The organism is Paenibacillus lutrae, from assembly GCF_009757775.1.
In the GTDB taxonomy this organism is placed as follows: domain Bacteria; phylum Bacillota; class Bacilli; order Paenibacillales; family NBRC-103111; genus Paenibacillus_F; species Paenibacillus_F lutrae.
Genome location: NZ_RHLK01000006.1, coordinates 229,171 through 243,201, shown reverse-complemented (window position 1 = coordinate 243,201; position 14,031 = coordinate 229,171). Strand labels below are relative to the sequence as shown.

3 protein-coding genes, 1 pseudogene and 1 CRISPR repeat array (1 of these 5 only partly in view) are annotated in these 14,031 nt (G+C 54.3%); all 4 genes and pseudogenes read left to right on the top strand.

Features of this window, described 5'->3' with window-relative positions:
• Positions 1–6,178, top strand: a pseudogene (locus EDM21_RS25625) (amino acid adenylation domain-containing protein); the annotation flags it as partial.
• A 214-nt stretch (positions 6,179–6,392) separates the two neighbouring features.
• Positions 6,393–9,644, top strand: a complete 3,252-nt coding sequence (locus tag EDM21_RS13215; protein WP_157336160.1) for a non-ribosomal peptide synthetase — start codon at positions 6,393–6,395, stop codon at positions 9,642–9,644.
• Positions 9,634–11,463 (top strand): ABC transporter ATP-binding protein, encoded by a 1,830-nt coding sequence (locus EDM21_RS13210; protein ID WP_157336158.1) that lies wholly within the window; start codon positions 9,634–9,636, stop codon positions 11,461–11,463. The genes EDM21_RS13215 and EDM21_RS13210 overlap by 11 nt, the downstream gene beginning before the upstream one ends.
• On the top strand, positions 11,460–13,193 hold the full coding sequence (locus EDM21_RS13205; protein ID WP_166541986.1) for an ATP-binding cassette domain-containing protein: 1,734 nt from the start codon (positions 11,460–11,462) through the stop codon (positions 13,191–13,193). Before EDM21_RS13210 ends, EDM21_RS13205 begins: the two co-directional genes overlap by 4 nt.
• A gap of 429 nt (positions 13,194–13,622) precedes the next feature.
• A CRISPR array of direct repeats spans positions 13,623–14,031; the repeat unit is 32 nt; it runs 1,030 nt beyond the window's last position.

Here is a 14,031-nt window from a genome sequence, read left to right as displayed (position 1 = left end):
GAGTACCGCCTGGACCAGTTCCCGGTCCGGCTGCTGCAGCTGGCGAGCTTCTCCTTCGACGTCTTCGTCGGGGACATCGCGCGCACGCTGTATAACGGCGGAACGATGGTGATCTGTCCGAAGGACGACCGCATCGACCCGGCCCGTTTGCACGGCTGGATTCGCGACTGCGGGATTACCGTGTTCGAATCGACCCCGGCGCTCANGCATCGACCCGGCCCGTTTGCACGGCTGGATTCGCGACTGCGGGATTACCGTGTTCGAATCGACCCCGGCGCTCATTGTGCCGTTCATGGACTACGTCGCCGAGCACGGGCTGGATATGAGCTCCATGGAGCTGCTGATTACGAGCTCCGACAGCTGCAGCGTAGGAGATTACCGGCTGCTGCAGGAGCGCTACGGCTCGCAGTTTAGAATCATCAACAGCTACGGCGTAACCGAAGCGGCGATCGATTCGAGCTACTACGATGAGCCGCTTGCGCTCCTGCCCGGGAAAGGCAGCGTACCGATCGGCAAAGCGCGGCTGAACGCCCGCTTCTATATCGTGGATATGCATTTGAACCCGGTACCGGTCGGTGTGCTCGGCGAGCTGTGCATCGGCGGACCCGGAGTGGCCCGCGGGTACTTGAACCGTCCCGAGCTGAATGCGGAGAAGTTCGCAGACAGCCCGTTCGCGGACGGGGAGCGGCTGTACCGCACAGGCGATTTGGCGCGCTGGATGGCAGACGGCAACGTGGATTTCATCGGCCGCATCGACCACCAGGCCAAAATCCGGGGATATCGGATCGAGATCGGCGAAGTGGAGTCGCAGATTCTGAAGATAGAAGCCGTTCGGGAAACGGTTGTGACCATCCGGGAGGATGAGAGCGGTCAGAAAGCGCTGTGCGCCTATTTCACCGCTGCCGGAGGCGGAGAGCTTCCCGCGAGCGAGCTGAGAAGCTTACTTGCCCGGGAACTGCCGGGCTATATGATTCCGTCGTACTTCGTGCAGCTGGAGCAGCTGCCGCTGACGCCCAACGGCAAGATCGACCGCAAGGCATTGCCTGCGCCGGAAGGAAACGCGAGCGGCGGATCGGACTACCTCGCCCCGCGGACGCCGCTGGAAGCGAAGCTGGCCGAGATCTGGCAGGCCGTGCTTGGACCTGTCACCATCGGCGTGAAGGATAATTTCTTCGATCTTGGCGGGCACTCCCTGCGCGCTACGACGCTGGTGAGCAAGATTCACAAAGAGCTGAACGTCGACTTCCCGCTGCGGGATGTATTCCGCTGCTCCACTGTGGAAGAGATGGCGCAGGCAATTGCCCGGATGGAGGAAGGTTCGTTCACGTCCATCCCGGTTGCGGAAGCAAGGGAGTACTACCCGCTCTCTTCGGCGCAAAAGCGTCTCTTTATCCTGCATCAACTGGAAGGGGCTGAGCAGAGCTACAACATGCCGGGCGCGATGCTTCTTCAAGGGAAACTGGAGCGTGAGCGCTTCGAAGAAGCGTTCCGTGGGCTGATCGCACGTCATGAGACGCTGCGCACCGGGTTTGAAATAATAGACGGTGAAGCCGTACAGCAGATTTACCGGGAAGCCGACTTTAGCGTGGAACATTTCCGGATGAGTGAAGAGGCAGCCGGGGAAGCCGTGCGCGGCTTCATCCGCACGTTCAATCTGGCGAAGCCGCCGCTGCTGCGAGTCGGGCTCATCGAGCTGGAGCCGGAACGTCATATCCTGCTGTTCGATATGCATCACATCATCTCCGACGGTGTATCGATGGACGTCCTCGTGGAAGAGTTTGTCGGCTTATACATCGGAGATAAGCTTGAGCCGCTGCGCATCCAGTACAAGGACTATGCCGTATGGCAGCAGTCTGAAGCGCAGCAGGAGCAATTGAAACGGCAGGAAGCTTACTGGCTGGATGTGTATCAAGGAGAGCTGCCCGTTCTTCAAATGCCGGCTGATTACGCGCGTCCGGCGGTGCAAAGCTACGAAGGGCATACGCTTGAATTTGTCATGGATGAGAACAAGAGCGAGGGCTTGAAGAAGCTGGCTGCCCAAACCGGTACGACACTGTATATGGTCCTGCTTGCGGCTTATACCATCCTGCTTCATAAGTACACGGGCCAGGAAGATGTAGTCGTAGGTACGCCTATTGCGGGAAGAAATCACGGGGATGTTCAGCCTCTGATCGGAATGTTTATTAATACGCTGGCCATTCGTAACTATCCGGCCGGAGAGAAGAGTTTCCTCGCGTATTTGGAGGAAGTGAAGGAAACGACTTTGGGCGCTTTCGAGAACCAGAACTATCCGTTTGAAGAGCTGGTGGACAAGGTGCAGGTTGCCCGTGATCTCAGCCGCAACCCGCTTTTTGATACAATGTTTACTCTGCAAAATACCGAAAACAAGGATTTCGATGTTGAAGGCCTTCAACTAGAGTCCTATCCGAGTGACTATGGAATGGCCAAATTTGACCTCAGTCTGGACGTCATGGAAGATAGCCAGGGTTTGGATTATACCCTTGAATACTCGACCGCTTTGTATAAAAAGGAGACGGTTGAGCGGTTGGCGAAGCATTTCGAGCAGTTGCTCGAAGCGATTGTAAGCCAACCGGAGGCGAGGATTGCAGCGCTGGATATAATGACTGCGGATGAAAAGCAGCAGATCCAGCAGGTATTCAACGCGGAGCCTGCCGGTGAACTTCCGCCGGAACAGCCGCTCTACCGGTTGTTCGAAGCACAGGCCGCACTTACGCCTGAGCAAGCGGCGGTGGTGTATGAAGATACGCAGCTGACGTACGGCGAGCTGAACGAACGGGCCAGTCGCCTGGCGGCGGTGCTGCGGGCGGGCGGCATTGGCAGCGAAAGCATCGTCGGCATCCTGGCCGATCGTTCGGTGGAGCTGCTGGTCGGTGTCCTCGGGGTGTGGAAAGCCGGAGGCGCGTACGTGCCGATTGATCCGGATTATCCGCAGGACCGCATCCGGTTCATGTTGGAGGACAGCGGCGCATCCGTGCTGCTGACGCAGAGCCATCTGCTGGAGCGTACCCGGGCCTGGCTGGACGAAGGAATGGCGTTGCCGCTGCAAAGCGTGCTGTGCCTGGACGATGAGGCAGCGTACAGCGCACTCGGCGTAGACGCTGCTGGAGTAAGTGCAGCATACAATGCATCCGGTGTGAATGCTGTTGGAGTGAATGCAACGCACAACGCATCCGGTGTGAATGCTGTTGGAGTGAATGCAACGCACAACGCATCCGGTGTGAATGCTGTTGGAGTGAATGCAACGCACAACGCATCCGATGTGGATGCTGTTGGAGTGAATGCAGCGAACAGCGCATCCCGTGTGGATGCTGTTGGAGCGAATGCAAGGCACAACGCATCCAGGTTGAATGCTGCTGGAGTGAATGCAGCGAACAGCGCAGCCGGTGTGAACGCAGCTGGCGTGAGTGCAACTGACGATAACGACAACACACCGCGCATGGAAGATCTGGCCTACGTGATCTACACGTCGGGAACGACAGGACGCCCCAAAGGAGTCATGATCGAGCACCGCAGCCTCGTCAACACGGCAGCGGCTTACCGCCGCGAGTACCGCCTGGACCAGTTCCCGGTCCGGCTGCTGCAGCTGGCGAGTTTCTCCTTCGACGTCTTCGTGGGGGATATCGCGCGCACGCTGTATAACGGCGGAACGATGGTGATCTGTCCGAAGGACGACCGCATCGACCCGGCCCGTTTGCACGGCTGGATTCACGACTGCGGGATTACGGTGTTCGAATCGACCCCGGCGCTCATTGTGCCGTTCATGGACTATGTCGCCGAGCACGGGCTGGATATGAGCTCCATGAAGCTGCTGATTACGAGCTCCGACAGCTGCAGCGTGGGAGATTACCGGCTGCTGCAGGAGCGCTACGGCTCGCAGTTTAGAATCATCAACAGCTACGGCGTAACCGAAGCGGCGATCGATTCGAGCTACTACGATGAGCCGCTCGCGCTCCTGCCCGGGAAAGGCAGCGTACCGATCGGCAAAGCGCGGCTGAACGCCCGCTTCTACATCGTGGATACGCATTTGAACCCGGTACCGGTGGGAGTCTTGGGCGAGCTGTGCATCGGCGGACCGGGTGTGGCCCGGGGCTACTTGAACCGTCCCGAGCTGAATGCGGAGAAGTTCGCAGACAGTCCGTTCACGGACGGGGAGCGGCTGTACCGCACAGGCGATTTGGCACGCTGGATGGCGGACGGCAACGTGGATTTCATCGGCCGGATCGACCACCAGGCCAAAATCCGAGGATACCGGATCGAGATCGGCGAAGTGGAGTCGCAGATTCTGAAGATAGAAGCAGTTCGCGAAGCGGTTGTGACCATCCGGGAGGATGAGAGCGGTCAGAAAGCGCTGTGCGCCTATTTCACCGCTGCCGGAGGCGGAGAGCTTCCCGCGAGCGAGCTGAGAAGCCTACTTGCCCGGGAACTGCCGGGCTACATGATTCCGTCGTACTTCGTGCAGCTGGAGCAGCTGCCGCTGACGCCGAACGGCAAGATCGACCGCAAGGCGCTGCCCGCTCCGGAAGGAAGCGCAAGCGGCGGATCGGACTACCTCGCCCCGCGGACGCCGCTGGAAGCGAAGCTCGCCGAGATCTGGCAGGCCGTACTCGGTCCTGTCACGGTGGGCGTGAAGGATAATTTCTTCGATCTTGGCGGGCATTCCCTGCGCGCTACGACGCTGGTGAGCAAGATTCACAAAGAGCTGAACGTCGCCTTCCCGCTGCGGGAGGTGTTCCGCTGCTCTACTGTGGAAGAGATGGCGCAGGCGATTGCCCGGATGGAGGAAGGTTCGTATGCATCCATCCCGGTTGCGGAAGCCAGGGAGTATTATCCGCTATCTTCGGCGCAGAAGCGTCTGTTCATTCAGCATCAGCTGGAAGGAGCGCAGCAGCTCTACAACATGCCGGAAATAATGAGGCTTGAAGGCCCGGTGGAACCGGATCGACTCGAAGCGGCTTTACAGAAATTGATTGCACGGCATGAAGCACTGCGAACCAGTTTTGAAATGGTCCATGGAGAGGTAGTCCAGCGGGTTCATCCACAAGTGAAGTTTGAGATTGAATACTGTTCGGCGGCCGAAGAAGAAACCGCAGAACTCGTTCAAAGTTTTGTCCGTCCGTTTGATTTGGAGACAGCGCCGCTCCTGCGTACAGGTTTGGCCCGGCTGCAACCGGATGTTCATATCCTGATGTTTGATATGCATCACATCATTTCTGACGGAGTATCCATGTCGATTCTGGTGGATGAGTTTGCCCGGTTGTATGCCGGTGAAGAGCTGCCGCCTCTGCGTATCCAGTACAAAGACTATGCGGTATGGCAGCAGTCCGATGTGTACAAGGAGCGGACGAGAGAACAGGAAGCGTACTGGCTGCAATCGCTGGCTGGAGATCTTCCTGCGGTCGATTTGCCTACGGATTTCGAGCGGCCCGCGGCCAGAAGTTTTGACGGGGCGCATCATGAATTTGAAGTCGATGCTGTGCTCGCAAAGCGGCTGCATGAACTGGCAGCTGCGAGTCATAGCACGCTATATATGGTGCTGATGTCTGCGTACAACGTGCTGCTGTCCAAATACAGCGGCCAGGAAGATATCATTATCGGCACGCCGGTTGCGGGGAGAACACACGCGGATTTAGAGCCGGTTCTCGGCATGTTCGTCAATACACTGGCCATCCGCAGCTACCCGGCCGGAAGCAAGACCTTCTGGTCCTATTTGGAAGAAGTGAAAGAGACGACACTCGGAGCATTCGAGCATCAGGACTATCCTTTCGAAGAGCTGGTGGAACGATTGAAGATCAAGCGGGATGTAAGCCGCAATCCGGTCTTCGATACGATTTTTGATATGCAGAATATTGAGGAGAAAGAAGCTCATTTCGATCGTTTGAGTATGACTCCATATATGCTTGACGACTTGGAAGAAGCGAAATTCGATCTGACCTTGTTCATGTCCGAAGTTGACGGCGGCCTCACGGGCGGTTTCCATTACAGCTCCAAATTGTTCAAACCCGCAATGATTCAAACCATGGCTCAAGATTTACTGAAGGTTCTGTCCCAAATTAGTGAAGATCCGCAGATCCAGTTGAACCGGATCGAGTGCACCAAGCAATCAGCGTCAGCGGCGAGTCAAAAAAATTCGATAGCCGGCATTGAATTTGCTTTCTAGAAGTTCTGGGATGCTTAGAAAGCGAGCCTGCGGTCTTGTGTAGGACGGCAGGCTCACTTCTCTTCGGGATTTCAAATCCCGTACAGAGGCGCAAAAAGAGACTTTACAGCATGTGTATAGGAGCGGAATGTAAACCCGCTTGGTAAGGAAACGATTTGACCGCACCTGAAAGTGTGGCGGGCAATGATTTTAACTTTTGAGGGGAGGGGTACGAATGAAATCATGGTTTGAAAAGGAAGAAATGTATTGGAACGCTAAGTTCAGTGCCGATGACAGTATGAGCTTCCTGCCCTACAGTAAATCCTCGACGAGAATGAAGAGCGCGGATGAGGCGCCCCCGGGTGTTCTTGAACGTACGCTGCCCAAAGAGCTTTCTGACAACATTATTCGTCTTGCCAACGGTTCGGACATGGCCGTATTCATGATCCTGCTGGCAGGGGTGAACGGCCTGCTCTACGCCTACACGAAGCGGGAGAATATTCTGGTCGGAATTCCTGTCGCCGCTATGGGCAACGAGGGGGCACCGGCTCATGATTTTCTGATTATCAAAAACACACTTTCCCGCGAGAGCACGCTTAGAACGCTATTGGGTGGAATCAAAACGTCGCTCAGTGAAGCTTTGGAGCATCAGCAGCTTCCTTTCAGGAAAATGATCCATTCGCTGGATTTTCACTATGACCCCGATGGCTTGCCGGTCGTTAACACACTGGTTGCTTATACAAAAATCCATCCGGTGGATTGCGGGGCTAAGATATCGTCTGACACCATCTTTCAGTTTGACTTCGCAGATGATTCCATCCGGCTGTGCGTAAGATATGACAGTAATCGGTATGAACCAGGTTTTATGGATGGGGTGACCGATCACCTGCTGCGATTGTTATCCGCCCAGTTAGTAAAGCCGGAACTTGAGCTCGGTGACGCGGATCTGTTATCGGAGGCGGAGAAGCGTCAGCAGCTCCAATTGTTCAACAATACCGCAGCGGAATATGCGCACGAACTCACGATTCATCAGCTGATCGAAGAGCAGGCCCGGCAGGTTCCTGATGCGGTAGCGGTAGTCTATGAGCATCAGCAGCTGACGTACCGGGAGCTTAATGAACAGGCGAACCGGCTCGCGAGAACGCTGCTGGAAGCAGGAGTTAAGCCGGATCAGCTGGTTGGGCTGATGCTCAGCCGCTCTCTGGAGATGGTTGTCGGCATCCTCGGCATCCTCAAATCAGGAGGCGCTTATGTGCCGATTGATCCCGAATACCCGGAGGAGCGGATCCGCTTCTTGCTGGAAGATTCAGGGTCGCGCCTGCTGCTGACTCAGGAACATTTGCGGGAGCGTGTGTCTTTTGAGGGAACCATAATCGCTTTGGATCGGGAAGAGTCTTACAGCGAGAATCGTTCGAATCTGGAGCCGGCCAGCGGCCCGGATCATCTGGCCTATGTCATTTATACGTCAGGAACAACCGGCAAGCCCAAAGGTGTTCTGGTGGAACACCGCGGGCTGAGCAGCCTGAAGACGATGTTCGGACAAACCTTGCAGATCAGCGGCCGGGACAGAGTCGTGCAGTTTGCCAGCTTGTCGTTCGACGCATCCTGCTGGGAAATCTTCAAAGCGTTATTTTTTGGGGCTGCCTTATATATTCCGTCTAAGGAGACCATTCTCGATTACCGTTTGTTCGAAGCTTACATGAACGAGAACGGGATTACAGCCACAATACTGCCGCCGACCTATGCAACCTATTTGAACCCGGAGAATATGCCGGCCCTCCAAAAGCTGATCACCGGCGGCTCTGCGGTATCTGCTGAATTCGTGCAGCAGTGGAAAGACAGCGTACAGTTTTTTAACGCATACGGACCGACCGAAGCTTCGATTGTAACAGCGGTTTGGTCAGCATCAGCGGAAGACAAGGATTGGAAGTCGGTGCCCATCGGTCGACCTATTCAGAATCACCGGATCTATATCGTCGATTCATCCGATCAATTACTGCCGTTAGGGGTGGCCGGTGAGTTGTGCATTGCGGGAGTCGGACTCGCCAGAGGATACTTGAACCGTCCCGACCTGACCGCGGAGAAGTTCGTGGACAATCCGTTCGAGCCGGGTGAGCGGATGTACCGGACGGGCGATCTTGCCAGATGGCTGCCGGACGGCAATATCGAATACATGGGCCGGATCGACCATCAAGTGAAGATCCGGGGCTACCGGATCGAGGTGGCCGAGATCGAAGAGCAGCTGCTGAAGGCCCGGCACGTCCAGGAAACGATCGTAATCGCGCGTGAAACGGCGGGCGGGCAAAGTCAGCTGTGCGCTTATTTCGTAGCGGAAGTGAAGCTTAGCGGTAGCGAGCTGAAAGACGCCTTGGCCAGGGAGCTGCCCGGGTACATGATTCCGTCGCACTTCGTCCAGCTGCCCCGGATGCCGCTGACGCCTAACGGCAAGGTCGACCGCAAAGCGCTGCCGGCTCCGGAAGCGGGCGCAAGCAGCGGCACGGAATACGTCGCGCCGCGTTCGCTGCTCGAAATAAAGCTGGTCGGAATCTGGCAGGAAATACTCGGGCTGGAGCAGATCGGCGTGAAGGACAATTTCTTCGAACTCGGCGGAAGCTCTCTGAGCCTGATGCGGCTGATTCAAACGATCTATGACGAGACGGGCGTTGAAATTCCTCTGCATCAAGGCTTTCAGCAGTTAACCGTCGAGGCGATCGCCTTAGAGAATTGGGAGTCCGGATTCGAACGGGACGATCACCATTTTACAAGGCTGAACAAGCAAGGCGAGATGAATGTGTTCTGTTTCCCGCCCGGCGGCGGATTCGGGATAAGCTACCGGCTGCTAGCGGACAAGCTGGAGAACCGGTTTGCCCTGTACGGGATTGATTTTATTGAGAATACCGCGAGCTATGAGGACATGCTGAATCGTTATGTAGACGCCGTTATACGGATACAGCAGCAGGGGCCTTACGTTTTTATCGGATACTGTTTCGGCGGGAATTTAATGTTTGAAGTCGCCCAGACGATGGAGAAGAGAGGGTATGCCGTCTCGGACCTTATAATGATCGATTCCTGGATTAAGCAGAGCGTAACCCCTCTGGAAACTACGCAGAACGAACTGGAAGAAATACTCGGAGATTTGTCAGTTACGGAAAAAGAAATGATGGAACATCCTCTGATCCGCAGACGCGTCGAGCAAAAGGTACAGGCCACCTTGACCTATGAAGCTCAACTAATCAATAAGGGCTCCGTGGTGGCGAACATTCATGAGTTAATAGCCGCGGACAGCGATGCTTTCCGGCTTGAGAATCAGCTACCTTCCTGGCGGGAAACCGCCTTGCAAGCGTATGCGGAATACAAGCTTGCGGGCGTTCATGAGAAGCTGCTGGAACCAGAAAGCATCGATGAAACGGCGCCAGTCGTTGAGCGCATTCTAAGGCAGATCGCGGAGCGCTGCGACCGTTCGCAGAAGGTGCTTCATGGAAACTGACGGACACCCGCAGGTCTTGAAAGGGGATCGCAAAGCTTTGCAAAAACGTGAACGGGTACTCGCTCTATGGAAAGCCGTCCGCTGGTTATTATCCTTCGTGAAATTCCATAAAGGCTGGATGATTGTCGGAATTGCCTCTGCTGTTGCGGCAGCGGTGATCGAAGTGTGGACAGGCAGTCTGATCGAGCGGTTGACCACCCAGGCAGAGAACGGGGCGGGCCCTGTCGTCACCCAACTGGTTTATACGGTTTTTGTCGTTATTCTGATCGGGGTGCCGGCCAAATATTTCATGGCTTACGGGGTGGAGAAAAGCAGTGCGCGAGCTGTAAGAGATATTCGCAACCATGTGATGAGCCATGTCGGCAAACTGCCGGTACACGCCATTGAGAAACAGCACACCGGTGATGTTCTATCCCGGATGAACAACGACTTGCAGCTCATTCATCAATTTATGATCCGGGATCTCGCCCAGTGGTTCTATCACCCGCTGCTGTTCGCCGGCTGCTTTATTTATCTGATTTGGATTCAATGGGAACTCATGGTCTACAGTCTGCTGCTGTTTCCGGTTTCCTTGTTTGTGTCGCAGTGGATCGGGAAGCAGCTGCAGCAGCTGACGGAAGAGGCTCAGGCCAACATGGGGAGGATGAATGCCAATTTACAAGATACCCTGGGCGGTATGCCGGTTGTGAAAAGTTATTTGTTATCGGGAATGATGTTCCGTTCGTATCAGTCCCTGCTTCAACTGACGGCACAGAAGAAACTGGCGGTGAAAAAAAGAGAGGCTTGGGTAAATCCGCTCCTGTCCACGCTGATGCTCAGCCCGATTATTTTTGCGGTGAGCTATGGCAGCTATCTGATTTCTCAGGGGCTACTGGGTACGGGAGAATTAATCGCGTTTCTCTATTTATTGAACTTGGCATTGGAACCGCTGGAGCACATTCCGGAGCTTATCACGCATACGTTTGAAATGAGCGGAGCTTTGAAAAGAATCTCGGCGATCGTGGAAGAGCCTGCCGAGAATCAAGAAGGACATGCGATTGAGCGGAGGGCCGCCCCGCCTGTTTCATTCCAGGCAGTTTCTTTTGCTTACGGGAGCAGCGGCTCTCCCATCTTGAACAACCTGAGTTTTACCGTACCGGAAGGGGCAACCATAGCATTAGTGGGGGCCAGCGGCGGAGGGAAGAGCACCGTAATTAAACTGTTATGCGGATTTTATCCTTTAGCAGCCGGACAAGGTACGATTCAAGTGTTCGGCCAACCGATTAACGGCTGTAATCTGGACGGGCTGCGGTCCCATTTCTCCGTAGTGACTCAAGATTCGTTCCTGTTCAGCGGCACGGTAGCGGAGAATATCGGGTATGGCAGGGAAGGGGCATCAATGGACGAGGTGATCGGAGCCGCCAAATCGGCTCATGCGCATTCGTTTATCATGGAGCTCCCCGAGGGCTATCAGACCCATGTGGGGGAACGCGGGGGATTCCTGTCGGGCGGACAGCGCCAGCGGATTGCCATTGCGCGCGCTTTCCTCAAGGATGCTCCCATCCTGCTGCTGGACGAGCCCACCTCCGCGCTGGATCCGCAGTCTGAAATCTCTATCCAGGAAGCGCTGAATGTCCTCATGAAAGCAAGGACGACCATCGTTATCGCCCACCGGCTCTCGACCGTCCAGAATGCGGATGCCATCTGGGTAATGGAGAACGGGGAGATTGCGGAAGCGGGCACTCACGCCGAACTGCTGGATAAGAAGGGGCTGTACGCCAAGTCGTACTATCAAGAATTTGCCGGAACGCAGAAGCGTAAGGAGGTGATGTATACGTGAAGACGGGTGGATGGATCTCTTATGTCAAAGAACTGGGTTCCTTGATGCGATATATGAACCCGCGGCGCAAAAAGCAGTATTTTCTCGGTATGGGTGTTGCTGCGGTTAATCAAACCTTGTTTCTGATTTCTTTCAGCTTGGTCGTCCAGAGTCTGGTCAATTACGCGGAGTCGCGGGATACATCGCTTATATACCAAGCCTTCTACATCCTGGCAGGAGCCCTGCTGCTTGAGAATATCATTTCCCCGGCATTCACTTATCTCTATCAGCGCAGCGTCGAATATACGATCTTAGACATCCGGGAACGTCTTTACTACAAAATTTGCCGGCTTCGCGCCAAATATCTGGAGCAGACGCATCATGGCGACTTGCTCTCACGTGTGAACAATGACGTCAACGCGCTTGAACTCACATACTCCAGTATTTATTTTATGATGCTGCTGCAAATCGTGTTCAGTATAGGCTCGATCGTGGCAATGTTCATCCTGCATTGGCAGTTTGCCGCCGTGTCGCTGGCTACTTTGCTCATTTCCTTAGCGGTCAGCATCCGGTTCGCCCGGCAAATTCGAGTTTTGTACGGAAATTCGCTTCAATTGCTCGGCAAAATGACCGAGAAATTCATGGATTTTATCGGCGGCATTCAACTGGTCAAATTGTTTCATATCCGCCCGATTTATGCCCAGTACCGGAGTCTGAACGAACAGGCGACCAGGATTGCGGAGCAGACGGCCCATAAGAACGGGATGCAGACGGCCATTAACCATTTTGTCAGCTATGTGACGTTCTGTGGAATTATCGTCATCGGCAGTTTGCTGTATGCGTATGGCCTTATCGGAATGGGCAGCGTGGCTGCATTCGCCGTCCTGCAAATCAATCTGACTCATGCGATCATGACCTTCGGAACCGTACTATCCCTCGCGCAGAATTCATTAGCCGGGGCACAGCGGATTCAAGAAATTTTGAACGAGGAAGAAGAGCCGGTAAGGATCGGTACTTGGGACAGCAAACAGGTGTCGGAAGCCATGGTGGAATTCCGCAACGTCGAATTTTCCTACCAGTCGGATAAAAAAGTGCTGTGCGAGTTGTCCATGAAGGTGCTGCCCGGCCAGGTTGCCGCCATTGTAGGAGCCAGCGGAAGCGGCAAGAGCACGCTGATCAAACTGCTCCTTGGTTTCTATCCCGTAGACCGCGGGGAAATTCTGCTGCAAGGCAAGTCGTTCGGGCACTATACGCTCGAAGAAATTCGCGGGCAAATCGCTTATGTGCCGCAAGATGCCTTTTTGTTCAGCGGAACCATCGAAGACAACATCCGCTACGGCAATCCGGAAGCTTCGGCAGAGGAAGTACGGGAGGCGGCCGGGGCTGCATACGCCGATGCTTTTATCCAGGAGCTGCCTGAGAAATATCAGACCCAAGTGGGGGAACGCGGTGCCTCTCTGTCCGGCGGTCAAAGGCAGCGTATCGCGATCGCCCGGGCCATCTTGAAGAATGCCCCTATTCTGCTGCTCGATGAAGCGACCTCCGCTCTCGACAACGAATCGGAATACTGGGTGCAGAAAGCCTTGAATGAGTTGATGAGAGGACGCACGACCATCCTGATCGCTCACCGCCTCAGCACCGTGGAGAAAGCCGATTCCATCACCGTCATGAGCCAGGGAAGCATAGTGGAGCAGGGGACGCATCAGGATTTGCTGGCACGGGGCGGGTATTATGCGCAGTTGTATGGATAGGTTTATTAGGGATTTATATGATGAGCATTGGAATGAAAAAGATCAGAAAACAGGGAGTCCGGGTGACTTTCTGTTTTTTCTGTTTGGGAACTTCTTTTTGGGAAATTAGATTGGAAGAATTTCATGCCGGGATATAACCCGAGGGAAGAGGAGTAGGATAGAAGAGTTGATTAAAGCGCGAGAATATGGGAAAATCAGGAATGGTTCTTGCGTAACTTTCTTTACAAATTCGAGACCATGGACAGTTTCATATTATTGTAGTGCGAATGCCAAGCGAACATGATTTCCCTGGGGGATTCGCACCATATATTTTACTTTTTGAGATTGATTTTACAAATAAAGTAATTCGTTGTTTTGTTTACTTGAGATAATTTCAACATATTTTTAGTAAAAGGTTCGATTTTCAAGTTTTTTTGCTTGAAAATCGGTGTCGCACCTTACATAGGTGCGTGGATTGAAATAGTTTACAGTAATTGTAAACTATTTAACCCTATAAGTCGCACCTTACATAGGTGCGTGGATTGAAATCCGCAAAGATCCTCGTTACCCCGGTCGTCTGTAAGTCGCACCTTACATAGGTGCGTGGATTGAAATTTTTCCCACACGGCCGCTAAGGGTGATGTATTAGTCGCACCTTACATAGGTGCGTGGATTGAAATCATATTTCCATCTCCTTTCCTATTTGTGTAAAAGTCGCACCTTACATAGGTGCGTGGATTGAAATCCGCCGGTTGTAAAGAACGTCTTCGTCCAACTGCTCGTCGCACCTTACATAGGTGCGTGGATTGAAATTGACATCTGCATCCCTCCTATATTTTATCGGCCAGGTCGCACCTTA

What these genes read in the sequence shown, in the direction of transcription:
- EDM21_RS13215 (WP_157336160.1), top strand. Translation starts at nt 6,393, where the DNA reads ATGAAATCATGGTTTGAAAAGGAAGAAATGTATTGGAACGCTAAGTTC.
- EDM21_RS13210 (WP_157336158.1), top strand. Translation starts at nt 9,634, where the DNA reads ATGGAAACTGACGGACACCCGCAGGTCTTGAAAGGGGATCGCAAAGCT.